Annotated in this window: 21 protein-coding genes; 16 read left to right on the top strand and 5 right to left on the bottom strand. The window is 67.5% G+C overall.

All coding sequences use genetic code 11. The annotated features are described in order from the left end of the window. Positions 1–203: 203 nt before the first annotated feature. From BES08_RS00540 to BES08_RS00520, 5 genes are read left to right on the top strand one after another with little or no spacing between them, the layout of a single operon-like run. Complete coding sequence (locus BES08_RS00540; RefSeq protein ID WP_036522398.1) at positions 204–644, top strand: DUF2147 domain-containing protein; 441 nt, start codon at positions 204–206, stop codon at positions 642–644. A gap of 54 nt (positions 645–698) precedes the next feature. Further along, the gene (locus BES08_RS00535; protein ID WP_008832268.1) at positions 699–1997 is read left to right on the top strand and encodes an OmpP1/FadL family transporter; all 1299 of its coding nucleotides are present in this window, start codon (positions 699–701) and stop codon (positions 1995–1997) included. Further along, the gene (locus BES08_RS00530; RefSeq protein ID WP_008832269.1) at positions 1997–3715 is read left to right on the top strand and encodes a long-chain-fatty-acid--CoA ligase; all 1719 of its coding nucleotides are present in this window, start codon (positions 1997–1999) and stop codon (positions 3713–3715) included. Before BES08_RS00535 ends, BES08_RS00530 begins: the two co-directional genes overlap by 1 nt. Then, a complete protein-coding gene (locus BES08_RS00525) occupies positions 3712–4131 on the top strand; it encodes a MerR family transcriptional regulator (RefSeq protein ID WP_008832270.1) in 420 nt (139 codons plus the stop codon). Before BES08_RS00530 ends, BES08_RS00525 begins: the two co-directional genes overlap by 4 nt. Beyond that, positions 4124–4996 (top strand): acyl-CoA thioesterase, encoded by an 873-nt coding sequence (locus BES08_RS00520; RefSeq protein ID WP_069707397.1) that lies wholly within the window; start codon positions 4124–4126, stop codon positions 4994–4996. Before BES08_RS00525 ends, BES08_RS00520 begins: the two co-directional genes overlap by 8 nt. On the opposite strand, the gene BES08_RS00515 is transcribed toward BES08_RS00520, so the two are convergent. Continuing rightward, a complete protein-coding gene (locus BES08_RS00515) occupies positions 4978–5553 on the bottom strand; it encodes a TetR/AcrR family transcriptional regulator (RefSeq protein ID WP_069707396.1) in 576 nt (191 codons plus the stop codon). The two genes, BES08_RS00520 and BES08_RS00515, sit on opposite strands and share 19 nt — an antisense overlap. 139 nt (positions 5554–5692) lie before the next feature. Here BES08_RS00515 and BES08_RS00510 point away from each other — a divergent pair, with 139 nt between their 5' ends. Together BES08_RS00510 and BES08_RS00505 are read left to right on the top strand one after the other, a co-directional pair. Then, the gene (locus BES08_RS00510; RefSeq protein WP_069709096.1) at positions 5693–7447 is read left to right on the top strand and encodes an acyl-CoA dehydrogenase; all 1755 of its coding nucleotides are present in this window, start codon (positions 5693–5695) and stop codon (positions 7445–7447) included. Between the two features lie 175 nt (positions 7448–7622). Further along, positions 7623–8684 carry an acyltransferase family protein gene (locus BES08_RS00505; protein ID WP_069707395.1) on the top strand — a complete coding sequence of 354 codons (1062 nt, stop codon included), beginning with the start codon at positions 7623–7625 and terminating at the stop codon, positions 8682–8684. A 3-nt stretch (positions 8685–8687) separates the two neighbouring features. Here the strand turns inward: BES08_RS00505 and BES08_RS00500 are convergent, their stop codons facing one another. Together BES08_RS00500 and BES08_RS00495 are read right to left on the bottom strand one after the other, a co-directional pair. Continuing rightward, on the bottom strand, positions 8688–9476 hold the full coding sequence (locus BES08_RS00500; protein WP_036522392.1) for a sulfite exporter TauE/SafE family protein: 789 nt from the start codon (positions 9474–9476) through the stop codon (positions 8688–8690). Then, the gene (locus BES08_RS00495; protein ID WP_231958100.1) at positions 9473–10795 is read right to left on the bottom strand and encodes an ATP-grasp domain-containing protein; all 1323 of its coding nucleotides are present in this window, start codon (positions 10793–10795) and stop codon (positions 9473–9475) included. The genes BES08_RS00500 and BES08_RS00495 overlap by 4 nt, the downstream gene beginning before the upstream one ends. Here BES08_RS00495 and BES08_RS00490 point away from each other — a divergent pair. The 3 genes from BES08_RS00490 (at position 10739) to BES08_RS00480 (ending at position 16484) form a co-directional block, all read left to right on the top strand. Beyond that, a complete protein-coding gene (locus BES08_RS00490; RefSeq protein ID WP_231958099.1) occupies positions 10739–12271 on the top strand; it encodes a GGDEF domain-containing protein in 1533 nt (510 codons plus the stop codon). The genes BES08_RS00495 and BES08_RS00490 overlap by 57 nt on opposite strands. Before the next feature lie 99 nt (positions 12272–12370). Beyond that, positions 12371–16015 (top strand): PAS domain S-box protein, encoded by a 3645-nt coding sequence (locus BES08_RS00485; protein WP_069707392.1) that lies wholly within the window; start codon positions 12371–12373, stop codon positions 16013–16015. 85 nt (positions 16016–16100) lie between these two features. Then, complete coding sequence (locus BES08_RS00480; RefSeq protein WP_036522387.1) at positions 16101–16484, top strand: response regulator; 384 nt, start codon at positions 16101–16103, stop codon at positions 16482–16484. A gap of 6 nt (positions 16485–16490) precedes the next feature. Here BES08_RS00480 and BES08_RS00475 read toward each other — a convergent pair whose 3' ends face one another. Further along, the gene (locus BES08_RS00475) at positions 16491–17273 is read right to left on the bottom strand and encodes an energy transducer TonB (protein WP_069707391.1); all 783 of its coding nucleotides are present in this window, start codon (positions 17271–17273) and stop codon (positions 16491–16493) included. A 163-nt stretch (positions 17274–17436) separates the two neighbouring features. Between BES08_RS00475 and BES08_RS00470 the strand changes: the two genes are divergently transcribed. Genes BES08_RS00470 through BES08_RS00445 form a run of 6 tightly spaced genes read left to right on the top strand, consistent with a single transcriptional unit; the run spans position 17437 to position 22488 of the window. Next, on the top strand, positions 17437–18177 hold the full coding sequence (locus BES08_RS00470) for a PepSY-associated TM helix domain-containing protein (protein ID WP_231958097.1): 741 nt from the start codon (positions 17437–17439) through the stop codon (positions 18175–18177). 14 nt (positions 18178–18191) lie between these two features. Beyond that, positions 18192–18692, top strand: coding sequence for a DUF2271 domain-containing protein (locus BES08_RS00465; RefSeq protein ID WP_069707390.1), 501 nt, complete (start codon positions 18192–18194; stop codon positions 18690–18692). Positions 18693–18729: 37 nt separating this feature from the next. Next, positions 18730–19641 (top strand): DUF4198 domain-containing protein, encoded by a 912-nt coding sequence (locus BES08_RS00460; RefSeq protein WP_069707389.1) that lies wholly within the window; start codon positions 18730–18732, stop codon positions 19639–19641. 22 nt (positions 19642–19663) lie between these two features. Beyond that, the gene (locus BES08_RS00455; RefSeq protein ID WP_156799746.1) at positions 19664–20650 is read left to right on the top strand and encodes an FAD:protein FMN transferase; all 987 of its coding nucleotides are present in this window, start codon (positions 19664–19666) and stop codon (positions 20648–20650) included. 45 nt (positions 20651–20695) lie between these two features. Next, on the top strand, positions 20696–21376 hold the full coding sequence (locus BES08_RS00450; protein WP_069707388.1) for a Fe2+-dependent dioxygenase: 681 nt from the start codon (positions 20696–20698) through the stop codon (positions 21374–21376). Continuing rightward, on the top strand, positions 21373–22488 hold the full coding sequence (locus BES08_RS00445) for an alpha-hydroxy acid oxidase (RefSeq protein ID WP_231958096.1): 1116 nt from the start codon (positions 21373–21375) through the stop codon (positions 22486–22488). Before BES08_RS00450 ends, BES08_RS00445 begins: the two co-directional genes overlap by 4 nt. Positions 22489–22491: 3 nt before the next feature. On the opposite strand, the gene BES08_RS00440 is transcribed toward BES08_RS00445, so the two are convergent. Continuing rightward, positions 22492–24861 (bottom strand): hypothetical protein, encoded by a 2370-nt coding sequence (locus BES08_RS00440; RefSeq protein ID WP_231958095.1) that lies wholly within the window; start codon positions 24859–24861, stop codon positions 22492–22494. Positions 24862–24868: the final 7 nt, after the last annotated feature.

Here is a 24868-nt window from a genome sequence, read left to right as displayed (position 1 = left end):
GCGGACCCGGCCGGCTTGAGTGCCGAATCCATAGCGATCCTCGTTCTCCCGAACGTCTTCCCTTAAGGTGCGAATCTTTCCCTATACGTCAAGCAAATTTTGGGATATGCCGAGTCCATCCGGTCGGGATCGGTCGTCACCTGCGAAGTCAGGGGCACGGTTCCAGCAGAGAAATCCGGGCGAGAGAGATGGAGAGGTCGCAAATGCACTTCCTTAAACTTACAACGCTGGCGTTGGGTTCCAGCGCTGCGATCGTCGCCGCATCGCCGGTGCTGGCGGCGGATCCGGGCGCGCTGGCCGGCTCGTGGCGTACGCCTGCCAAGCACGGCGTGGTCGAGATCGAACGCTGCGGCGGTTCGATCTGCGGCAAGCTGGTGTCTTCCGAGAACATCCTGAAGAACCCGGAACTCAAGGACATCAACAACAAGGACGCGTCCAAGCGCGACCGCCGCCTCAAGGGACTGCAGATCCTCGGCGGCTTCAAGCAGGACGGCAACGCCTGGTCGGGCGGGACGATCTACAACCCGGAAGACGGCGGCACCTACAAGGCCACGATCACCCCGGCGGGCGCGGACACCCTCAAGCTCAAGGGCTGCATCGTCTGGCCGCTATGCAAAACCCAGACATGGACGCGGATCAAGTAGGCCGCGCGGCAGTTAAGTAGCTGCCAAAAAGCAATTACCTAGGGAGAGTACCGAATGCATACCAAGTACAACCGCATCTTCCTTGCGAGCGCGGCCAGCGTCGTCGCCTTCGCGTGGAGCGGATCGGCGAGCGCGCAGGCGTTCTACCTTCAGGAGCAGTCCGTCCGCGGACAGGGCCGCGCCTTCTCGGGCGAGGCGGCTGATACCGGCGTCGATTCCCTCTGGTGGAACCCGGCTTCGATCGCGGGCATGCAGGGCGGCGAGGCATCCGTGCGCGCCAGCGCGATCCTGCCGCGCGGCAAGGTCGTGGACAACGGCACCGTGATCGTGCGCCCGCTGCAGGCCCCGGCCTCGGTCGGCGGCAATCCGGTGGCGAAGAACCCGATCGATAACGGCTACCTGCCTTCGGGAGCGATCGCCTATGGGTTCGGCCGCGTGGCGGTGGGCCTGTCGCTGACGGCACCCTATTCGTTCACCACCGACTACGACGCCGACAGCTGGGCGCGCTACAGCGCCGACAAGACCAAGCTGCGCACTTACGACATCCAGCCCTCGATCGCGGTGGAACTGGCCAAGGGCCTCTACATCGGCGGCGCGGCGAACATCGAGTACGTCGATGCGACGCTGGGCAACTACCTCCCCAACCTGTCGCCGCTGCTCGCGGACGGGCACCAGACGCTCAAGGGCAACGGCTGGGATGTGGGCTGGTCGGCCGGTGTGCAGTACCATGACGGCCCGGTCTCGCTGGGCTTTGCCTACAAGTCCTCGATCAAGCACAAGCTGGATGGCACGGTGACGCTCGAAGGGCTGGCCGGTCCGCTCGCAGCGCAGAACGGCACGATCGACGCCAAGGCTTCGTTCAGCACGCCGTGGATGTTCATCGGCAGCGCCCGCGCGCAGATGAGCAAGAGCCTGACCCTCAACGCGCAGGTCGTGCGCATGGGCTGGAGCGAGTTCGACACCATCGACATCGGCGCGCCGATCAACCAGTCGATCCCCGAGAACTACCGCAACAGCTGGACCTGGGCGATCGGCGCCGATTATCAGGTCAACCCGCAGTGGGTCCTGCGCACCGGCTTCCAGCGCGGCATCACCCCGACGCAGGACGGCAACCGCGACGCGCGCGTGCCGGACAGCAACCGCTGGAACTTCTCGGCAGGCACCAGCTATTCGCCGAGCCCGGCCTTCACCATCGACGCGGCGGCCTCGTACATCACCTTCAAGGATGCGCCGATCGACCGCATCACCGCTGCCTACGCAGGCACGGCGGTGCAGACCCCGGTGATCACCAACGGCGAGTTGAAGGACGCTTCCGCTCTCGTATTCTCCCTTGGCGCAAGGATGCACTTCTAATGATCGACGCGGCGACGATCGGCGGGGTCGCTCCCGCCACTGCCTCCTCAACGACGGACGAGATGCCGCCGATCGCGCCGCGTCTTCTGACCGACCTGCTCGACCATGCCGTGGATGCCCACGGGCCATGGCCGGCGGTCGATTTCATGGGCCGCAAGTGGACATATTCGGAAATCGGCGCGCTTGCGAAGCGTGCCGCCCGCGGCCTGCAGGACCTTGGTGTCACCAAGGGCACCCGTGTCGGCCTGTGCCTGCCCAATACGCCTTATTACGTGGTCGCTTACTTCGCGGTGCTGCGGATCGGTGCGGTCGTGGTGAACTTCAACCCGCTCTACACCGAGCGCGAGATGGCGCATCAGGTCACCGACTCCGGCTGCGAGGTGATGATCGCCACCGACCTCGCGCTCTGCCTGCCCAAGCTGGAGCCGCTGGTGGGCAAGACCTGCCTCAAGCGCGTGGTCGTCTGCCCCTTCGCCGACGCCCTGCCCGCGATCAAGCGCCGCGCCTTCCTGCTCTTCAAGCGCCACGACATCGCGCATGAGCCGCACGACTTGCGCTATGCGCGCTGGGCCAACCTGATCGCCCGCGATGCAGAGCCGGACCCGGTCGAACGCCATCCCAACGACCTCGCGGTGCTGCAGTACACTGGCGGCACCACCGGTGTGCCCAAGGGCGCGATGCTCAGCCACGCGAACCTGGCCGCCAACTCGGCGCAGATGATCGCGCATGTCGGCCACATGCCCGAGCATCAGGAGCGCACGCTGGGTGTCTTGCCCCTGTTCCACGTCTTCGCGCTGACGACGGTGCTGAACTACTCGGTCGACACGGCGGCGGAGATGATCCTGCTGCCCCGCTTCGAGATGAAGTCCTTCCTCGCCACCGCCAAGCGCACGAAGCCGACGCAGTTCTTCGGGGTGCCCACGCTCTACACCGCGCTCAACCACCAACAGCTTCACGGCGAGTTCGACAACGTGCGCGTCTGCATCTCCGGCGGCGCGCCGCTGCCGCTGGAGGTTCGCCGCGAGTTCGAGGAGAAGACCGGGGTGAACGTCGTCGAGGGCTACGGCCTCTCCGAAGCCAGCCCGATCATCGCCTGCAACCCGCTGGAAGGGCTGGTCAAGGACAACGCCTGCGGCCCCGCCTTCCCCGGCACCGCGCTGGAAATCCGCGATCCCTCCGACCCCACCCGCCTTTGCGCGCCCGGCGAAAAGGGCGAAGTCTGCGCGCGCGGCCCGCAGATCATGCAGGGCTACTGGGGCCGTCCCGAGGACACCGAGAAGACCTTCATCTACGGTGCCCTGCGCACCGGCGACATCGGCTATCTGGATGAGGACGGCTATCTGTTCCTCGTCGACCGGATCAAGGACGTGATCCTCTGCGGGGGCTATAATGTCTATCCGCGCATCATCGAGGAAGCGCTTTACGAGCATCCGATGGTCGCCGAGGCGGTCGTGATCGGCATCCCCGATGCCTATCGCGGGCAGGCTCCCAAGGCATTCGTAGTGCTGCACGGGGGGGACATCCTGGATCAGGAGACATTGCTGGACTTCCTGCGTGAACGGCTGAACAAGATCGAGATGCCCGCCTCGATCGAGTTCCGGGATTCGCTCCCCAAGACCATGGTAGGCAAGCTGTCCAAAAAAGACCTCGTCGCGGAAGAAGCTGCCAAGCGTGAGGGCCAAAACTCTGGCCAAGGCTCGGGCGGAACCACAGCTTGAGCGCCGCGCCCGCTCCCGAACCGCCGCAACTTCTGGGCATCCAGGAAGCCGCAACCCTGCTCGGCGTGACGATGCGCACCTTGCGCTTCTATGAGGACAAGGGCCTGATCGCGCCGCAGAGGGTCGGCACCACCCGCATCTATTCGCGGCGCGAGGTCGGGCGGATGCAACTGATCCTGCGCGGCAAGCGGCTCGGTTTCTCGATCCGGGAGATCAAGGAGTTCCTCGATCTCTACGACGTCGATCCCGAGCATCACGAACAGGTCCGCGCCCTCAAGTCCAAGGTCGGCGAGCGTATCGCCGACTTGCGCAAGCAGAAGCGGGCGATCGACCAGACACTGGAGGAACTGCTCTCGATCGAGCGGCAGGCCCTTGCGTGGCTCGAGGGCTCGCCGCTAAGGCCCGTCGATGATTGACCCTGCTGCTGCCGTCGCCGAACTGCGCGCCCTCCTCGAAGTCGAGGAGATCGACACCGACCTGTTCCGCGGCGGCGCCTCGGAGGAACGGCCCGGCCGCGTGTTCGGCGGCCTCGTCGTGGCGCAGGCGCTGGCGGCCGCCGCACGCGATCTGGCGGGCAGCGATCGGCAGGCCCATTCGCTCCACGCCTATTTCCTGCGTGCCGGGGACACGACGCGGCCGATCATCTACCGCGTGCTGCGCGACTTCGACGGCGGCAGCTTCGCCAACCGGCGCGTCGTGGCGATGCAGGGCGGCAAGCCGATCCTCAACCTGGCGGCCTCGTTCCATCGGCGCGAGGACGGCTTCGCCCACGCCGCCGCCATGACGCAAGTGCCCTCGCCCGAGCAGTGCCCGGACCTCGTCACGGCACTCGCGGCGACGGGCCAGAAATTCCCGCAGGCCATGCTCGACCGCCTCGCCGCGTTCGAGATCCGGCCCGGCCCGCCTGCCGTGCAGGGCTCGGATACCCCTCACCAGTTCCTGTGGTTCAAGCTGGCCGCGCCGATCGACAGCGACGAAGTGCTCAGGCGCGTCGTGCTGACTTACGCCAGCGACTTCGCACTCGTTTCCACGGCGATCCTGCCCCATTCGAAGGCCATTTTCTCGCCCGGCATGCAGGTCGCCAGCCTCGACCATGCGGTGTGGTTCCATTCCACTCCGCCGGTGGACGACTGGCTGCTCTATGCGATGGACAGCCCCTGGGCCGGTCACGCGAGGGGCTTTGCGCGCGGCGCGCTTTACGACCGGGCGGGAACGCTGGTCGCCAGCGTGGCGCAGGAAGGACTCTGCCGCGCCGTCCCTACTCAGGAACCGACCGCGTAGACCCCGAGGATCTGGTCGGCGACTTCATCGAGGGTGAGGCGCCCCGGCCGATACCACTCGCTCGCCGAATTGAGCGTGGCGAGCAGCAGGATGCGATAGATCGCCGGGTCGCGCCCCGGCTGCGGCGGCAGGGCATTGACGAGGTCCGCGAACAGTAGCTCGAACGCATCGCGCCGCGCGACCAGTTGCACGCGCACGGAGTCTGGCACCGCGCGAAAGTCGTTCATCAGCGGCATCGTCAGGGAGGCCGGGTCGAGCTGGATCGCCAGCAGCACCCGGCACGCCCTGGCCAGCCGCGCAGCGGGCTCCTCCACCCCTTCGATCGCCGCGCGGATGCGGTCTTCCGCCGCCTGCAGCGCCGCATCGTGGATGCGCACGAAAAGCGCGTCCTTGCTCTTGATGTAGTGGTAGAGCGAGCCGCCCAGCAGGCCCACCCGCTCGCCGATGTCGCGGATGCTGGTCGCGGCATAGCCCCGCTCGGCGAAGAGGGCGGCGGCGGCGGCCACGACCTCGTCCTCGCGCGACGGGTTCGACTTGTCGGGATGGCGTGCGTTCATTCGGCCTGCGTTGGCGCGCGGCCGACCGATCGGCAAGGGAATTCAAGGGTCACTGCGCCACCACCTTGATTGTAACGATCGTTTGGTACATTGACACCCAAAGCCGCGCAAGCGCGCAAGGACCACCGTGGAGACGATCATGCCCTCGACCTACCAGCCCCCCGTCGCGACGATGCGTTTCCTGCTGGAGCACGTGCTCGATTTCGACGCGCAGATGGCCGCGCTGCCGGGACTGGAGGAAGTGACGAGCGAACTGGCAGGCGAAGTGCTGACGATGGCAGGCCGCATGTGCACCGAACGCCTAGCCCCGCTGAACCTGCCGGGTGACGCGGCGGGCACGAAGCTCGTCGATGGCAATGTCGTGACCGCACCGGGCTTCGCGGAGGCTTATGCGGAATTCGTCGAGGCGGGCTGGCCCGGCCTCGCAGGCGATCCCGAGTTCGGCGGACAGGGCCTGCCGCGCACAGTGCAGATCATGCTCGACGAGATGGTGTCCGCCGCCAACTTGTCCTTCGGCCTGTTCCCCGGCCTTACCCGGGGCGCGGCGGAAGCGCTTGCCGCACACGGCTCGGACGAACTCAAGGCCACGTACCTCGGCAAGCTCGTTACCGGCGAGTGGTGCGGGGCGATGGCGCTGACCGAGGCTTCGGCGGGCACCGACCTCGGCCTGCTGCGCACCCGCGCCGAGCCACGCGGCGACGGCAGCTATGCGGTGACCGGGACCAAGATCTTCATATCCTCGGGCGACCAGGATTTCGGCAACAACATCGTCCACCTCGTCCTCGCCCGCCTGCCCGATGCTCCGGCCGGAGTGAAGGGGATCAGCCTGCTGCTCGTCCCCAAGTTCCTGCCCGGAGCCAGCGGCGCCTTCGACGAACGCAATGCGATGTCGGTCGGCGCGCTCGAGCACAAGATGGGCATCCATGCCCAGCCCACTTGCGTCATGAACTACGACGGCGCGACCGGCTGGCTGGTCGGCGAGGCTGGGCGCGGGCTCAACGCGATGTTTACGATGATGAATGCCGAACGCCTGTTCGTTGGCATCCAGGGGCTCGGCCTTGCCGATGCGGCGACGCAGAACGCGGTCGCCTATGCCCGCGAGCGCCTGCAAGGCCGCGCCGCTGACGGCCGCCCCGGCCCCGTGCCGATCATCGCCCATGCCGACGTGCGCAAGATGCTGCTCGCCTGCCGCGCCTTCGTCGAGCCCGCGCGTGCCCTCGCCGCATGGACCGCGATCCGCATGGACAGCGCCGACCGCCACCCGGACGCCGCGACGCGCGATGCGGCCTCCGCAGACGTCGCCCTGCTGACGCCGGTGGTGAAGGCCGCCTTCACCGACTTCGGCTTCGAGACGACGGTGCTGGCGCAGCAGGTCTTCGGCGGCCACGGCTACATCCACGAAGCCGGGATGGAGCAGTTCGTCCGCGACGCACGCATCACCCAGATCTACGAGGGCACCAACGGCGTCCAGGCCATGGACCTCGTCTCGCGCAAGGTCACGCTGAACGGCGGCGCCCCCTTGCGCGCCTACCTCGACGGAATCGCGGCCGACATCGACAAAAGCGACTCAGGCGACCTCGCCGTGCAGATGCGCGCCGCCCTCGCCATGCTGGAAGAAGCCAGCGCCACCATCGCGGCCGCATCGGGCGATGCCGATGCCCTCGGCGCGGCGGCCACGGAGTACCTCAACCTCTTCGCGCTGGTGTCGCTGGGCTGGATGTGGGTCCGCATCCTCGCCGCCGCCCCGGCGCTGGAGGATGCGCACAGCCGCGACACCTACGCCGCCCTCGCCGCCTACTACGCGAGCTACGTGCTGCCCCGCGCAGGTCTGCACGCGGCCCGCATCGTCGCCGGTCCCGCCACGGTCATGGCGCTCGACGAAGCGCTGTTCTGAAAGCCTTTTCCCTGCCCCTCTCCGCTCGTCCCGCCGCCCGCGCGGCGTGACGCATAGGCTTGGCATCGTCTCCGCGAGGCAACCACTGCGCCTCGCAGGCTTTATGATGACAAAAGCACATACGGAGCACGGATGATAATGGGCGGGACACGGCTTGGCTGAACCGAAGAGCGACATGCAAAGCCGGCGCTCCGATGCGATCCGCATCGCGCGCGTCATCTGCATCGCGGGCATCGTCTACGTCCACGCCTGGACGGGACTCTCCGGCTACGAACTCGATCTGGCGCGCGGGACTCCGCAGGAGACCTTGCGCTGGGTCCTGATGGAAGGGTTCGGCCGCAGCGCGGTGCCGCTGCTGGGACTGATCTCCGGCTGGCTGGTCGCGGGCTCCTCGCGCACCCGTCACTGGGGACCGCACGTCGCCCGCAAGGCGCGCACGATCCTGCTGCCGATGGTGCTGTGGAACGCGCTGGCGGTGCTGCTGGTATCGGGCGCGGCATGGCAGTTCGGGCTCGCCGCGCCTATGCCGCAATCGGTGCGCTGGCTGGTCGAGGAACTGTTCATCGTCACCCGCCCGCCCGACATCAACGTGCAGATGCCGTTCCTGCGCGACCTGTTCCTGTGCATGGTGCTGGCCCCGCTGCTGGTGCGGTTGCCGTCGAAGGCGCTGGCTCTGCTCGCGCTGGCGGCGGGAATCTGCCACGTACTGGGCATCGGCCCTCCGGTGATCCTGCGCGCCTCGATCCTGATGTTCTTCACCATCGGCATCATCGCCCGCCGTGCCAACCTCGCCGAGCGCGTGGCCGCATGGCCAGCCGTCGTCGCGCTCGCGCCCTTCGTGGTGCTGATGCCGCTGCATCTCTACGTCTCGATCGGCGATGCCCGGCCGTTCGACGATGCCTCGACGGCGGCGGTGGACCTGGCCGCGCGCGTTGCCGCATCGCTGGCGGTGTGGTGGCTGGCATGGCGCCTCGTCGCCACTCGCGCCGCGCCGCTACTGCGCCGGATCGAACCGTACATGTTCTTCTATTTCTGCGCGCACCTGATCCTGATCTGGCTGCTGGGGCCGGTCGTCGGCAAGCTGACCGGAAAGCTCGGCTCGCCGCTCTATCCGGTCTACCTGATCGGCCAGCCGTTCCTGATCCTCGGCGCGGTGGTGGCCATCGCCAAGGGGTTGCTCATGGTGGCGCCGGGTCTGGCGGGGACGCTGAGCGGCGGGCGACTGAAGCGCACCTGACCCTCACATCCGCGAGAACAGCGGGATCGGCGCGAAGACGAGCGAGATCAGACCCCACAGGCTGAGCGCGATCATCACCCCGCCGATCCACTGCGTCAGATCGCGCGAGGAGGCACGCCGCGTCACCAGCGCCCCGATCGGCGCGGCTACGATCCCGCCGATCAGCAGGCCCGACGCCGCGATCGAGAACGACTGCAGGCCCAGCGTGCCGATGAAGGCCGACAGCACCGTCACCGTCACGAAGAACTCGGCGGCGTTGACGGTGCCCACCGCCACGCGCGGGGTCATCCCCTGCGCGATCAGGCTGCCCGTCGTCACCGGCCCCCAGGCACCGCCGAAGGAATCGAGGAACCCGGCGACGAAGCCCAGCGGCCCCACCGCGCGCATCCGGCGATAGGCCTGCGCCCGCCGCGCTCCGCGCCAGATCAGGTAGATGCCGACCGCCGCCAGATAGACCAGCAGCACCGGCCGCAGGATCGAGAGGCTGAGGTGCGAGAGCGCCCACACGCCTGTCAGCCCTCCGGCGATGCCCGGAATGACGAGGCGCGCGAAGAGCATCCAGTCGACGTTGCGCTGCAGGGCATGGGCCGCGCCGGAGACGCCGCTGGTGAAGCTCTCGACCGCGTGCGTCACCGATGACGCGGCGGCGGGCGGCAGGCCTAGCAGGATCAGCAGCGAGTTGCCGATCACCCCGAAGCCCATGCCGACCGCGCTGTCCACCAGCTGCGCCAGGAACCCGGCGACGATGAACGGCGCCAGCGCCGCCCAGGGAATCGCGGAAAAGTCGATCATCCGTTGCTCCTGCGTCGGCGCGCGGAGCCGGCTCCGAACCGTCCGGCCGGGGAAGTCAGCAGGAACAGCACCGGGAAGATGAGCGCGAGGACGGAGAGCACCCCGCTCACCACCGCCTCGGCCCCGGCGAGCCAGGGCATGACCGCCGCCCAGATCGCGACGGCCAGAACCACCATCAGCGTGCGTTCATGCGCCCGGTCGTTAAGGCCGGTGAGGTCCACCTTGGCGCGCCCCTCGAACAGGCTGCGAAGGCCAATCCCGGTCGGGCTGCGGCGATCCACCAGCGGACGCGGAAACGAGCCATGGACGAGGCAGCCGATCCCCGCCGCCACCATGCGCAAGCCCACCGCGCTGGCGAAAGGCCGGAACTCGGCGTTGCGGTCGCTAAGCGCGCGCAGGCCGGTGCGGCCGCCGAAGATCATGTCGGCCAGCGCAGTGCTCTCGGCCGGGGCAGGCTTGCTTTCCTGCACGGCGGCCTGCGTAGAGATCACCCATTCGAGGATCGCCGTCGGCACGTCGAGCCCGGTCGCCCGCTCCAGCCCCTGGAAGCCGGGGGCGGAATTGGCCTCGCAGATGCGGTAGCCGTCCTCGTCGAACAGGATGTCGATGCCGGTGATGTCGAGTTCCAGAACGTCGGCCGCCTGCACCGCCAGTTCCGCCATCTCCTGCGGCGGGTTGTAGGCGACGCCGACGCCGCCGAGCGAGACGTTGGACTTGAACCCGCCGGTCAGCGAGCGGCGCTCCATCGCCGCGATCACCCGCCCGCCGACCACCAGCACGCGCACGTCACGGCCATGGCTGGCGCGTACGTAGTGCTGGAGGATGAAATCCGCCTTGGCCTCGGCGCTTTCAAGCAGGCCCGCCAGATCCTCGAACTGGCTGCGGTCCTCGCACTTGAGGACGCCCGCGCCGCGCGTACCCTTGAGCGTCTTGACGATGACCGGAAAGCCCAGTTCCCGCTCGACCAGATCGACGTCGATGGGGAACGTGCCCAGCATCGTGCGCGGGATCGGCAACCCTGCACGGTTCAGCGTCTGCAGGGTGTGCAGCTTGTCGGACACCGTCTCGATCGTTGCCGGGCCGTTGACCAGCCGCACCCCGCGCCGCTCGAAGTGGCGCAGCAGGGCCAACGTGAAGTAGTCCGTCTCCGCGCCCGTCCGGCAGATGACGAAGTCGGGCTTCTCGATCTCGCGCCCCTGATACTTGATCGCCCAGTCGCCGACGGTGCCGACCACCAGTTCGAAGCTGTGGGGCTGGAGGACGTGCAGTTCGATGCCGAGCGCGCCTGCAGCCTCCTGGAAACGGAAGACTTCGGGCACCTCGGGAATCGACGGGTCGAGTTGATGCTGAAAGAGAATCCAGCCGCGCAATGCGATATGCTCCCCGGTTTTGGCGGTAATGCGAAAGTTGCAGATGGCCTTCGCGCGTGCGTTCGGCCGGGTGTCAGGTCACAGAATGGCATTGGCCCGTCTTGGTTGCAAATCCATGGCAGCGCCGCGCCTCGATCCTCACCCGACATTGCCGAAAAAGCAGCAGCGGCAAGCATGGTTTACGGCCCATCCACCTTTTGTTTAGGAGATTGGCGTAACTTCCTCGCGCAAGGGGGTTCCGGGTTCTTCATGTCGGTCGATGCGCAAACCATGTTGCTGCTTTCGAACGCAATTGCGTTTGTGGCCGCGACGTTTCTTCTTATCGAATGGCGGTCCCTGCGCGAGCGGTTCCTCCTGAGCTTCGCGCTCGGGTTCCTCTGCATCGTCGTGGGTTGCACCCTTGCGCCCCTGCGCCAGAGCGGGGATTTCCTCCTCGGCGTCTGGCTGTCGAACTCGATGGTCCCGCTGGCCCACTTCATGTTCCTGCTCGGCGCTGCATCTTTCGCCCAGCGCAGGCTGAGCCCTGCCTGGTTCGCCGCCCCGTTGCTCTGCTCGGCACTGATGGCCATCCCCGGGCTCGGCGACCGCGATCAGGTCATGTCGCTGTTCAACGCCGCATTCGTGGCGGTGTTCTGCCTCAGAGCCGCCGGCGTGCTGCTGGAGGCGCGCCGCACTACGGGTTCGGAAACCCGTACTTTGGTTGCAACCTTCGTTGTCCACGGCTCCTTCTACGCGGTGAAGGCGGGCTGCGCGTTCGTGCCCGGCGCCTTCGTCGATTTGTCCTCCTACTCCGGCGTGCTGATTCCGATCTCGCTGTTCGAGGGGATCCTCGTCGAAGTCGCCCTCGCGATGTCGATCGCAGGCGCGCTGCGCCGCCGCCGCGAGGAACGCGCCACACGCCTTGCCGAAAGCGACCCCCTCACCGGCCTGCTCAATCGCCGCGGCTTCGAGGCCCGCACCCGCGACGTGCAGCAGCAGGGCGGCTCGCTGCTGCTTATCGACATCGACAATTTCAAGACGATCAACGACTGCTTCGGCCATCAGGACGGCGATCGCCTGCTCGTCGATCTCTCGGCTTTCCTGGCGGTGCGCCTGCCCGCATCGGCGGTGACCGCACGCCTCGGCGGTGACGAATTCGTGGTGCTGCTGCCCCGCATCGACGAAGGGCGCAGCCTGAGGCTGGCCGAGGATCTCTGCACCGGATTCGCAATTCGGCAGGGGGCGGACAACTGCGGCACCCTGAGCATAGGCTGCGCGCCTGTCCTCCCGGGCGTGCAGGACTTGTCTCCGGCGATGCGGCAGGCCGACCGGGGCCTTTACGAAGCGAAAAGCAAGGGACGCAACCGCGCCTGCCTCGCCCCCTGTTTCTCCGGTTCGGAGGCACGGGCCGGGATTCTCCCTTATCCCATCGCCGCTTCAGGATAAGTGCTCGCCTTCCATTGACCGGGAACCGTCCTGCGCGCGATGTGTTGTCGTGCGCACGGAAGGGGTGGTCGGCCCGGCGCGAAGGGATCGGTTAGGGGCATGACGCGTAGCGAAGCGAACGGCGACGGGTTCATGGGACTCGAAGGCGATCTCGCGCGCCGCATCGCCGCGCACGACTGGTCCTCCACCCCGATCGGGCCGATCGAAAGATGGCCGGTAAGCCTGCGCCATACCGTCGCGATGATGCTGCCATCGCGCGTGCCGCTGGTGCTGCTATGGGGCCCCAAGGGCGTCATGCTCTACAACGACGCCTATGCGGAGTTCGCGGGCGGGCGCGATAGCCGCCTGCTCGGGTCCAACGTCCTGGACGGTTGGGAGGAAGTCGCCGAATTCAACGCCAACGTCATGAAAATCGGCCTGGCGGGCGGGACGCTGAGTTACCGCGACCACATGCTGACGCTGCATCGCCACGGCAAGCCCGAGCAGATCTGGCTGAATCTGGATTATTCACCGGTCCCCGGCGACGACGGCACGCCCGCAGGCGTAATGGCCGTCGTATTTGAGATCACCGAAGCGCACCATGCCCGCGAAGCTCTGGAGGAAAGCGAGACCAAGCTGCGCTTCCTCGACGATCTTGCGCAGGCGATCACGGATTGCCGCGGGGCAGGCGAAATCCTGGCGATCACCACCCGCATGACGGCGCAGCATCTCGGCCTGGCCAACTGCGCCTATGCCGACATGGACGCCGACGAGGACGGCTTCACCATTCGCGGCAACTGGCATGCCGACGGTGCGCGCTCGATCGTCGGGCATTATCGACTGGCGGATTTCGGCGCGCTCGCCGTGCGCGAGTTGCATGCCGGGCGGCCGCTGATCATCAACGACAACGCCAGGGAAATCGCGCCCGAGGAGGCCAGGACCTTCCAGGACATCGGCATCGCGGCGACCATCTGCATGCCGCTGATCAAGGAAGGCCGCCTCACCGCGCTGATGGCCATCCATGACAGCCGGGCCCACCACTGGACCCCTTACGAACTGGGCATCATCCGCGAGGTAACGGAGCGGTCCTGGGCGCATGTCCAGCGCGTCGGTGCGGAAGGGCAACTGCGCGAGCGCGAGGCCTACAATCGCCAGATTCTCGACGGCGCGATCGACTATGGCATCGTCGCCACCGATCTCGACGGACGCATCACGCTGTGGAACGCCGGCGCGGCGGCGATGCTCGGCTGGAGCGAGGCGGAAATGCTCGGCCAGCCGATCGACATGTTCTTCACCCCCGAGGACCGGGCGAACGGGCGACCTGCCGCCAAGCGCCGGGAAGCGCTCGACACCGGCCGCGCTCACGATGCCCGCTGGCATCTGCGCAAGACCGGCGGGCGTTTCTGGGGGCTGAGCGAGATGACCCCGCTGCGCGACGGCGATGGTCGGCCGACAGGCTTCGTCAAGCTCATGCGGGACCGCACCTTCGAGCACGACGCGCAGGAAGCCCTGCGCCTCAGCGCCGAGCAGTTGAGCCGCGCACAGGTCGCAGGCGGCGTGGGTCTGTTCTCCGTCGACATCGTCGCCAACACGATAACCGGGACCGACGAGTTCTACCGCCTGTTCGGCGCGCCGCAGACCGGTGCGGTGAGCGCCGGGGTGCTCGAAAGCATCATCATTCCCGAGGACCGCCACCTTTCGTCCAACCATGCCCGGCGCAATTCGGCGGATGCGGCGCTCGACGTCGAATATCGCATCCGTCGTCCCGATACCGGCGAAGAGCGCGTGATCGCGCGCAAGTCCGAGTTCGAATTCGACACCGCCGGCAAGCCGGTGCGGATGATCGGCGCCGTGCGCGACGTGACCGAGCGCAAGCGCACCCAGCTGGCGCTGGAAAAGAGCGAAGCTCAGTTCAGCGCCCTCGCCCAGAACCTGCCCACGCAAGTCTGGACCGCGCGGGCCGACGGTAAGATGGAATGGTTCAACGAACGCGCCTACGCCTATTCCGGGGAGCCCCGGGGCAGCCTCGACGGCGATGGCTGGACTCGGCTGGTGCACCCGGAAGACCGCGAGACCGCCATAGCGCGCTGGGCGCAGGCCGTCGCGACGGGCGAGGTCTACGACACCGAACTGCGCCTGCGCGACTGCGAAGGGCTCTATCGCTGGCACCTCTCGCGCGCCATGCCGCTCAAAGACGCGCATGGCACGATCTCGGCGTGGATCGGCACTAATACCGAGATCGAGGCGCAGAAGCAGGCCGAGGCCGCCTTCGCGCAGGACCGCGACCGCCTCTGGACGATCAGCCGCGACCTCATGCTGGTCTGCGACTTCGAGGGCGTGATCACCGCGGTGAACCCCTCCGGCGAGCGGCTGCTGGGCTGGCATGAAGGGGAAATGCTCGGGCAGCGCATCGCCTCCTTCGTCCACCCCGACGACCTCGAGGCGACCGCCGCCGAAGTCGCCAAGCTCGCCAGCGGACGCCGCACGATCGCGTTCGAGAACCGCTATCGCACCAGGGACGGCGACTTCCGCCTGATCGCCTGGACCGCCGTGCCCGACGACCGCCGCATCCACGCAATCGGGCGCGACATCACCGAGCAGCGCGCCATCGAGGAGGCCCTTCGCCAGAGCCAGAAGATGGAGGCCGTCGGCCAGCTGACCGGCGGCATCGCGCACGACTTCAACAACCTGCTACAGGGCATCACCGGCAGCCTCGACATGATGCACGCCCGGCTCGCGCAGGGCCGCACGCAGGACCTCGAGCGCTGGCTGGGCGGCGCGCGCACTTCGGCCGAGCGGGCAGCGGCTCTGACCCATCGCCTGCTCGCCTTCTCGCGCCGCCAGCCGCTCGACCCGCGCCCGGTGCGCAGCAATCCGCTGATCGCCTCGATGGAGGACATGCTGCGCCGTACGCTCGGCGAGCATATCGAGCTCGGCTTCGTGCTGGCGGGCGGGCTATGGCTGACGCGCTGCGATCCCAACCAGCTGGAAAGCGCCATCCTCAACCTCGTCATCAACGCGCGCGATGCCATGCCGCAGGGCGGCAAGCTGACCATCGAGACCTGCAACGCCCACCTCGACGACCGCTACGCCGCGCGCGAGCGCGACGTGGAGCCAGGCGAATACGTGTGCATCGCCATCAGCGACACCGGCGTCGGCATGAGCCGCGACACCGCCGCGCGCGCCTTCGAGCCGTTCTTCACCACCAAGCCTATGGGCCAGGGCACCGGCCTTGGCCTGTCGATGATCTACGGCTTCGCGCGCCAGTCCGAAGGCTATGCGCGGATCTATTCCGAGGAAGGCGTCGGCACCACCATCAAGTTGTTCCTCCCCCGCCATCTCGGCACCGACGCCGCGGCCACGGACGCCCGCGAACCGCTGGCGCTGCCTACCGCACGCGATGGCGAAGTGGTGCTGGTGGTGGAGGACGAACCGGTCGTACGCGCACTGATCCTCGAAGTGCTCGACGGCCTCGGCTACCGGGCGATCGAGGCTGCCGACGGTCCCGCCGGACTTGCCATCCTGGAGTCGGACGAGCGCCTCGACCTGCTCGTCACCGACATCGGCCTGCCGGGGCTCAACGGCCGTCAGGTCGCCGACGCGGGGCGCGCCTGTCGGCCGGGTCTGAAAGTGCTGTTCATGACCGGCTATGCCGAGAACGCGGCACTGGCTTCGGGCTTCCTCGAACCGGGCATGGCGATGATTACCAAGCCGTTCGCGATGGACATGCTCGCCGGACGGATACGCGAAATCATCGAGAGCTGAATGGCCGCTTGATCACGCCGCAATCGGCTGGCAATAGCTTTGCCGCGCAAGGCGTTGTCGCGAACGCAATTTCCAGAGTGGCACCATGCCTGACGAGACGCCTCGATTCGACGGAATGCGGGTTTTGGTTGCCGAGGACGAGTTTCTCGTATCGATGCTGCTCGAGGAAATGCTGACGGACCTCGGCTGCGAGGTCGTCGGACCTTTCGCGACCCTCTCCGCCGCGCTCGAAACCGCCTGCGCCGGCGAATACGATGTTGCCGTGATAGACCTCAATCTTGCGGGCGAGAAAGCAGACCCGATCATCGCCGAACTCGCATCCCGCGAGGTGCCGGTCGCCATCGCCAGCGGCGGTTTCGAGCCCGACCTTGAGCATCGCCCCACGGTGCGGCTGGACAAACCCTACAGCGCTACCCAGCTGGAGCAGGCGATGGCGACCCTGCACGCCGCGCTGCAGGGAAGCGACTGACGCCTCTCAGACGTTGGTGAGCACGAACGGGATCGTGACGTAGCCCCGCACCGCAGTCGCCGCACCGTTGCTCATCATCGGCGACCAGCGCCAGTGCTTCACTGCGCGCAGCGCCGCTCCGTCGAGCCGGGAACTGCCGCTGCTCGATACGACCTGGATATCCTTCACGGTCCCGTCGCTGCCGACCAGCAGCAGTAGCTTCACCGTGCCCTGCTCATGCGTGCGCCGCGCATCGACCGGGTAAGTCGGCGGCTTGGCGAACAGCACCTTGCTCGAAAGGTCGCCGCCTTCCAGCGTCGTCGCGGCTGGCGGCGCCACCGAGGGCGGCGCGCTTACCTTGACGCCTTCGCTGGTCATGCTGGGCGGAGCGGGCGGCGGCGGCGCGTCCACCATGACCTGCTGCGGCCCGGGGCTCGGCAGTTCGATCATCGGCTTGGGTACGACCGTCTGGGTGACGGCGGCCTGCGGCGTCTCCAGCTTCGTCGGCTCGGGCGGCGGTGGAGGCGTGACGTCCAGTTCCTGCACGTCGACGGTGGTGAGATGCGCCCTTTCCTTGTGCGACGCCACCATATTGAGCGTCGCCAGACACGCAGCCATGCCCAGGATCATTCCCGCCGACGCCAGCAGAGCGACCGGGTTCGCCCTTGCCGGACGATAGACCGAGCGGTCCGCGCCAGTCGCGGAAAGTGATTCGCCAGTCGAAGCCGAATGGGGCAACGGCTCATGCGCAACGGCCGAAACCGGTGCGAACGCGAGTTCGTCCGGTGCGATCGCGGCAACTGTCGCCAATTGTAATCTCCTGCCAACCACTATTGCGAGTGATTTGCATATACACTAAGCAGCTCGTCGTCCAGAGGGCACTCGATATCACAGCAACGTGTGGCGGCACGTTTCCGCCGAAGAGCGCCCTTCACCGATATTTGAAGTCCGACATTTACAAGGATGCGACATTTTGGAAGTTGCCGACGCCCGAGACCGCCACGCCGACGATATGCGTGACGCAGCGTCGAATACCGCCAATCGCGCGACCACGGTGTCTTCGCATCTCGCGAAACCGAAACCCGCGGTGAAAAAGAAGAAGAATAAGAAGGCCCGCGCCTTCTGGCTCAAGCAGCTGCACACCTGGCACTGGGTGAGCGCGGCGATTTCGCTGGTGGGCATGCTGCTGTTCGCGGCGACCGGCATCACGCTCAACCATGCCGCCTCGATCGGCGCCGAGCCTTCGGTGACGCAAAGCCAGGGCAAACTGCCGACGGCGCTGCTGGCGAAACTGCCTGCCCCCGGAGACCGCACCGATCCCCTGCCCGCCGAAGTGGCGAAGGCGATCGCGGCGGCGGTTCCGCTCGATCCTTCGGGCCGCGCGGCGGACTGGACCGCCGAGGACGAAGTCTACGTCGCCATGCCCGGCCCCGGCCGCGACGCCTGGGTCAGCATCGATCGCGCGTCAGGCGAGGTGCAGGCCGAAGTCACCGACCGGGGCTGGATCTCCTACCTCAACGACCTGCACAAGGGCCGCAACAGCGGCGCGGCGTGGTCCCTGTTCATCGACCTGTTCGCCGTGGCCTGTCTCGTGTTCACGATCACCGGCCTGTTCCTGCTCCAGCTTCACGCGAAGCACCGGCCGATGACCTGGCCGATGGTGGGCCTGAGCCTGCTGATCCCGCTGCTGCTGGCCCTCCTTTTCATCCACTGACGAGAAAGCCCGTGATGACCCGATCCAAGATCCTGCCCGCGCTGCCGTTGCTGGCCGCCGGCACCGCAACCGCTCTTGCCGCCACGCCCGCGCTCGCCGCGTCGGTCACCGTCACCGTCCCGCAGATCAAGGTGGCCGAATACCACCGCCCCTACGTCGCAGGCTGGGTCGAGCCCGTCGCTGGCGGCGATGCCCGCACCCTCTTCGTGTGGTTCGACGGCAAGAAGCGCGGCGCGGAACCGGGCACCAAGTGGCTGGCGGACTTGCGCACCTGGTGGCGCAAGGGCGGCCGCTCGCTGAAGCTGCCCGCCGACGGCATCAGCGGCGCGACCCGCGCGCCCGGCAGCTACACCGTCACCATTCCCGCGAACCTGCCCAAGGGAGACTACGTCCTGAAGGTCGAGGCCGCGCGCGAGACCGGCGGGCGAGAACTGGTTTCCGTGCCGTTCACCGTCGGCGGCAAGGGTGGTTCCGTCTCGGGCAAGACCGAGCTGGGCACCGTCACCGTCCGCTGATCCGACTACTTTCACTTTATATAACAGGGGAATACGAATGCGCTTCCGCTCCATCCTGATCGCCGCCGCGGCATCTTCCATGCTGGCAACGCCTGCCCTTGCGCACCGCATGTGGCTGCTGCCCTCGACCAGCACGCTTGCCAGCACCAACGAATATGTCACCGTCGACGCCGCCGTGTCGAACGACCTGTTCTACCCCGACCATGTCGCCATGGACCCGGCGCAAGTCTCGGTCTGGGCACCCGACGGCACCGATGGCAAAGTCGAGAACGCGTCCAAGGGCCGCCATCGCGGCACTTTCGACGTCGCGCTGAACAAGGCGGGCACCTGGAAGATCGGCATGGAGCGCGCCTCGGTGATGGGCACCTTCAAGGTCGGTACCGAGGAATGGCGCGTGGGCGGTCGTGGCCGTCCGCAGGGCGCACCGGGTGGTCCGGGCGCGGGCGCACCTGCCGGAGCCCCTCCGGCCGGTGGTCCCGGCGGCCCCGGAGGTCCGGGTGGCCAGCCGCCGCGCATGGTGCCGACCGTAGCCGACATCCCCGCCAACGCGACCGACATCAAGCTGACCGAAGTGACCTCGCGCAACTTTGTCTACATCACTGCCGGTGAGCCGAGCAAGGTCGCCCTCACCGGCAAGGGACTGGAATTCGATCCGGTCACGCACCCCGACGAACTCGTCTCGGACGAGGAAGGCAGCTTCCGCTTCCTGATCGACGGCAAGCCCGCCGCCGGCATCAAGGTCGAAGTCGTCCCCGGCGGCAAGAAGTACCGGACGGCCGAGGATGCGCAGGAGCTGACCACCGGCCCCGACGGCGTCGTCAAGGTCAAGTGGCCGGTCGCCGGCTGGTACTGGCTGAACGCCAGCGTCGAGGACACCAAGCCCGCCGACAAGAAGGCCAGCGCCCGCCGTATGTCCTTCACCACCACGCTCGAAGTCGTCGCGCCCTGACGACGTCCTGAGCCTGCCAGCCATGCGCCTCGCCGTTCCGCTTGAAATCGACGCAGCCTCGCTCGCCACATGGCGGCAGGGCGTGCCGGTGATCGAACTGGGCGGCGAGACCATGGGCACGACATGGCGCATCCAGCTCGCCCCGCCCCCCGGCTTTGACCGGGACGCGGCGAGCCGCGCGATCGAGGCGCGGCTCGAGGACATCCTCGCGCAGATGAGCCACTGGCGTGCGGATTCGGTGCTGGGCCGGTTCAACCGGGCGAGCGCAGGCGAATGGTTCACCCTTCCCGCCGACTTCAGCGCGGTGATCGAAGCCGCCCTCGCCGTGGCAGAGCGATCGGCCGGGGCCTTCGATCCCGCGATCGGCGCCCTCGTCGATGCCTGGGGTCATGGTCCGGTAACGATCGACCGCCCGCCCACCACCGAAGAGATCGAGCAGGCCCGCGCGGTCTCCGGCTTCCTACGCCTCGCCTACGAACCGGACACGCGGCGGCTTCGCCAGGCCGGCGGCCTGCGGCTCGACTTGTCGGGCATCGCCAAGGGCTACGCCGTCGATGCGCTGACCGCGCTGCTCGCCGGGATGGACTGCCACCATGCGCTCGTCGAGATCGGCGGTGAACTGGTCGGACGCGGCCTGCGTCCCGATGGCGACCCGTGGTGGGTGGACCTCGAAACGCCGACGCAGGACGTCGCCCCGCTGCGGGTCGCGCTGCACCAATTGGCAGTGGCGACCTCGGGCGATTACGTACGCGGTTTCCACACGATCGATCCTCGCAGTGGAATGCCGGTCGAGCATGCCATGGCGGTCAGCGTGATCCACTCCAGCGCTATGCTCGCAGACGCCTGGGCTACCGCGTTCAGCGTGCTCTCGCCTGCCGCCGTGCACGCCTTGGCGACCCGTGAGTGCCTTTATGTACGCTCTACGTGCCGTTATGGCACCGGCTCAACCGAATGGATCAGCCCCGCCCTTGCCGCCATGATCGACGCCGAGGACGAAGTTCCGGCTTGATGCAGGTCATTGTCAGCATCACCTGACTGCGCGAATAGAGACACCATGGTCATCGAAATCCCCGATCTGTTCGACTCCGCCGAAGTGCGCGAAATCCGCAGTGCACTGGGAGCCGCCGACTGGGCGGACGGCCGCGCCACCGCCGGTCACCGCGCCGCAAAAGTCAAGGAAAACGAGCAGTTACCGCTCGACCATCCCCTCGCCAAGCAACTGGCCGAGCGCGTCCTCGCCCGGCTGGCGCAGACCCCGCTGTTCATCGCCGCCGCCCTGCCCGCCCGCGTCCTGCAGCCCCGTTTCAGCCGCTACGACGGGCGCGGCCACTACGGCAATCACGTCGACAACGCGATCTTCCCGATCCCCGGAACCGGCGAGCACCTCCGCTCCGACGTATCGAGCACCCTGTTCCTCTCCGACCCCGAGGAATACGACGGCGGCGAACTCGTCATCGAGGACATGTTCGGTACGCACACGGCCAAATTGCCCGCCGGAAGCCTGATCGTATATCCCGGTTCCAGCCTCCACCGGGTCATGCCGGTGACGCGCGGCGTGCGCTTCGTCTCGTTTTTCTGGACCCAGAGCTTCGTCGCCTCGCCCGAGAAGCGGCGGCTGATGTTCGAACTGGACGGCGCGATCCAGTCTGTCGCGACGGATCATCCCGAGCATGCCTCGATCGATACCCTCACCCAAGTCTACCACAACCTGCTGCGCCAGTGGTCGGCGACGTGAGCCCGCAGCCGCCGTTTTCCGCCATTCCCGCGGACTTGCGCACCCTTGCCGATTACGAGCGACGCGCCGAAGCCCACCTGATGCCCGAGGTCTGGCGGCACATCCAGGAAGGCGCGGGCCGCGAGATTACGCTGTCCGAGAACCGCGCCGCCTTCGACCGCATCGGCTTGCTCCCCCGCGCCATGGCGAGGCTCGACGGCAGCACGGAAATCGAGCTGTTCGGCCGCCGCCATGCCTCCCCGATCCTGCTGGCCCCGCTGGCCTACCAACGCCTTGCCCACCCCGAGGGCGAACTCGCCTGCGTCCGCGCCTCCACCGCGCTCGACACCGGCATGGTCGTGAGCACGCTGTCGAGCATGCCGCTGGAGGACATCGCCGCCGCCGCCCATGCCATCGCCCGCGATCTCGGCAAGGCGCCCGCTCCACTGTGGTTCCAACTCTACCTCCAGCCCGAGCGCGAGCACAGCCTGCAACTCGTCCGCCGGGCGGAGGCGGCCGGCTACGAGGCCATCGTCCTGACCGTCGATGCGGCGCTGAAGCCCGCCGGGATCAGGCTTCCGCCGGGCGTCGATGCGGTCAATCTGGCCGGAATGCCGCGCCCGACCCAGACTTCCGTGCCCGGCGGCCGGATCCTGCTCGGCACCCCGCTCTCCGATGCGGCGCCGGGGTGGGACGACCTCGCGTGGCTGCGCGAAGCGACCCGTCTGCCGATCCTCGTCAAGGGCCTGCTGCTGGGCGAGGATGCCGCCCGCGCCGTCGACGAAGGCGCCGACGCCCTCATCGTCTCCAACCACGGCGGCCGTGTTCTCGACGGCCTGCCGAGCCCTGTCGATCTTATCCAGACCGTCGCCGAAGCCACGCAAGGCCGCGTGCCGCTGCTGCTCGACGGCGGCGTGCGCATGGGGACCGACGTGGTCAAGGCACTGGCTCTGGGTGCTAGCGCCGTGCTCATCGGCAGGCCGCAGATGCATGCTCTCGCGGTGGCCGGGATGCCCGGCATCGCGCACATGATCCACCTGCTGCGCACGGAGCTGGAAGCGGCGATGGCGCAACTCGGCTGTCCGAACCGCGCCCTGCTCGGCCCCGACCGGCTGGTCGCGCTCGGACGCTGAGCCCTACTTGTCGAGCGCGAGCTTTACCACGCTGGCGGGAGCATCGCGCAGGCGCAGGCGCAGCGCGCCGTCAGCGGGACGACCGCTGACCTGGAGCGTCCGCCCCGTATAGCCGGGTTGCACGGTCGCGGGCTTGGCAAAGCCGTCCTCCACCGCCACGGCATCGATCAGGAACAAGTTGCGCCCGGCAACCGTGCATGGTCCATCCTGCCCCTCGCACGTGACGCTCTCGATACGCGGCAAGCGCACGACGGTGGTGAGCGGCATCCAGTCTCCGCGTTCCTCGCGGCCGTCAGCCGCCTTGCTCACGAAGCGCAGGCGGATCGCACCGAACGTCGCGGGGGGCAGGTCGGCTGCCCTGAGCGTCGCCACCACGACTTCCGGGCTCTCCAGACTGAGACCCTTGCCGATTTCGAGCCGGGCAATGGACTCGCCTTGCGCCGGGGCGATCTCGATGGCGGAACCCGCCCCGAACCGCGCCCCGCCGGCAGCCTTGAGCGAGAAAACCATCTCGCCATTGTCGGGCAGCAGATCGCCCGATCCGATATCCAGCGTTTTCGTCCCCTGCACCGCCGGGCCGGGGTAGACCGTGCGCTGCAGCAGCGCCACCTGAGGGCGCGGCGCTGCGATACGCACCGGCAGCGTCAGGTTGCGCCCGTCCTCCAGCTTTACCGTAGCCTTGTCGGGCACCGCGGCCGCGTTCGGAACCTTGCCTGTCCCTTGCGCGATCAGGTGCAGGCGATCGCCGCCGCCCTCACGCGTCAGCTCATCGGGGCGAAATTCAACGTCGCCCAGCATGACCGAGCGCACCTGATCCAGCCGCTGTCCGGTCAGGAAGCCCTGCGCGTCCCCGGCATGCAGCTCGAGCGCATCGAGCCGGCTGGCCTGAACGCGGGCACGCAAGGTGACCGTCTGAGCCTCCGCCACCCCGCGCTCGCGGATTTCCAGCCGCACGTCTCCTGCCGCGGCATCCGCCAGCGGGACGGTGACATTCAGGCGCCGCCCTTCCTGCGCCTTGAACTTGAGCGGCCTTCCAGCGCCGTTGCCCTGCCGCAGCGTCACGTCCTCGACGCAGCCCGGAGCCATCCCCTCCAGCGCGACATCGTTGTCGCGCCCCACGATCAGGCCGTCGGCATCGCCGGCCGCCTTCCAGGCATCTCCTCCCGCGCGCTGGAGCAGGTAATCCGGCCCGTCGAAAGGCGCAAAACCCCAGATGCCGTGGAGATGACCGCGAACGTCTCCGGCGAAAGCGGCGGGCAACGTATCGACGGCAAGCACGTAGCCGCCCTTGTCCGCGCGTGCCTTGACAGGCACTTCGAGCACCTGCCCCGAGGCAGACGTCAAGCGCACTTTCATGTCGTGGGCAAAGTCGGTCGAGAACATCAGCGGGGCCCCCTCCACCGGCAGTACAGCGCCTTGCGCCATGCAGATCGGCCCTTTGGCCGTGCTGCGCAGCTGCGGGGGGATATCCGCCTCGACCGCAGGCATCGCCGCAATCATCACCGACTTGGGCTTCTTGAACGAAGGCGCCGCGTTGAGCAGGAGCGACATGCGATCCGCATTGCGCACCGTCAGTGTCGGCAGATAGTTGAACTGCGGATTGTTGAACGCGCCGAAGATCTTCGCCACATCGCGCGCGACCGCAATGTAGGCGCTGTAATACCCCGCCCCGCCCTCACGCGTGTTGGCAAGCTGGAGCGCGAGGTCGGTCGGCGTACCGGTGATCGTTTCCGCCAGCGAACTGGTGTGTACGTCGGTGAGCACCAGAGAATCGCGGTTCTCCACGAGGCAGGAAGCCTGAGACTGGATCACCTTGTTCAGGCAATCCTCCTGCAACTTGATCGACAAGCTGCTGGCAAGAACCGGCGCGACGGTGCGCAGATACTCCGGCCCGCTATCGTCCTGCGCGCGGATCGCGGCCATGAAGGCATTGAGGCGCGAATGGTCGAGCGAGGCCTGGTTCAGGTCCTGGCTGGCGCGCACGAATTCGCCCGGCTTGCCGCGAACAGCATCCATCAGGACGCCTTCGGCTCCGCCCGTCTCGGGCACCATGAGCAGCACCATCTGCCGCGCATCGCGCGGGACGGTGAGCGTCAGAGCCTTGTCCTTTTCCTTCTCCTTCCAGGTGCGGGCAAGGTCGATCCAGTCCTTGGGCGGAGGGTTCGTCGCACCGCGCAGGAAGGCCGACATGAGCACGAAATTGGCGCCCTGGCTTTCCGGGAATGCGCCATGGACCACCACCTTGTCACCCACTGCAAGGCTGGGCACGCGCGAAATCGGCAAGGTTTGCCCGCCGCGTGTGACCTCGATACTCAGGTCCGGTCCGGACAGTTCGAACGGCGCAGGATCACCCAGCGCAGGGGCAGCCAGCATGAATGGT

Origin of the sequence: Novosphingobium resinovorum (genome assembly GCF_001742225.1) — a bacterium.
Classification (GTDB): domain Bacteria; phylum Pseudomonadota; class Alphaproteobacteria; order Sphingomonadales; family Sphingomonadaceae; genus Novosphingobium; species Novosphingobium resinovorum_A.
The sequence above is the reverse complement of the archived record's forward strand: the minus strand, read 5'-3'. Positions and strand labels throughout refer to the sequence as shown.

Excerpts from the sequence above, each read along its gene's own strand:
- BES08_RS00455 (WP_156799746.1), top strand. The coding sequence starts at position 19,664 with ATGCGCCTCGCCGTTCCGCTTGAAATCGACGCAGCCTCGCTCGCCACA.
- BES08_RS00500 (WP_036522392.1), bottom strand. The coding sequence starts at position 9,476 with ATGATCGACTTTTCCGCGATTCCCTGGGCGGCGCTGGCGCCGTTCATC.
- BES08_RS00530 (WP_008832269.1), top strand. The coding sequence starts at position 1,997 with ATGATCGACGCGGCGACGATCGGCGGGGTCGCTCCCGCCACTGCCTCC.
- BES08_RS00480 (WP_036522387.1), top strand. The coding sequence starts at position 16,101 with ATGCCTGACGAGACGCCTCGATTCGACGGAATGCGGGTTTTGGTTGCC.
- BES08_RS00505 (WP_069707395.1), top strand. The coding sequence starts at position 7,623 with ATGCAAAGCCGGCGCTCCGATGCGATCCGCATCGCGCGCGTCATCTGC.
- BES08_RS00540 (WP_036522398.1), top strand. The coding sequence starts at position 204 with ATGCACTTCCTTAAACTTACAACGCTGGCGTTGGGTTCCAGCGCTGCG.
- BES08_RS00440 (WP_231958095.1), bottom strand. The coding sequence starts at position 24,861 with ATGCTGGCTGCCCCTGCGCTGGGTGATCCTGCGCCGTTCGAACTGTCC.
- BES08_RS00515 (WP_069707396.1), bottom strand. The coding sequence starts at position 5,553 with ATGAACGCACGCCATCCCGACAAGTCGAACCCGTCGCGCGAGGACGAG.
- BES08_RS00520 (WP_069707397.1), top strand. The coding sequence starts at position 4,124 with ATGATTGACCCTGCTGCTGCCGTCGCCGAACTGCGCGCCCTCCTCGAA.
- BES08_RS00535 (WP_008832268.1), top strand. The coding sequence starts at position 699 with ATGCATACCAAGTACAACCGCATCTTCCTTGCGAGCGCGGCCAGCGTC.
- BES08_RS00465 (WP_069707390.1), top strand. The coding sequence starts at position 18,192 with ATGACCCGATCCAAGATCCTGCCCGCGCTGCCGTTGCTGGCCGCCGGC.
- BES08_RS00510 (WP_069709096.1), top strand. The coding sequence starts at position 5,693 with ATGCCCTCGACCTACCAGCCCCCCGTCGCGACGATGCGTTTCCTGCTG.
- BES08_RS00450 (WP_069707388.1), top strand. The coding sequence starts at position 20,696 with ATGGTCATCGAAATCCCCGATCTGTTCGACTCCGCCGAAGTGCGCGAA.
- BES08_RS00485 (WP_069707392.1), top strand. The coding sequence starts at position 12,371 with ATGACGCGTAGCGAAGCGAACGGCGACGGGTTCATGGGACTCGAAGGC.
- BES08_RS00460 (WP_069707389.1), top strand. The coding sequence starts at position 18,730 with ATGCGCTTCCGCTCCATCCTGATCGCCGCCGCGGCATCTTCCATGCTG.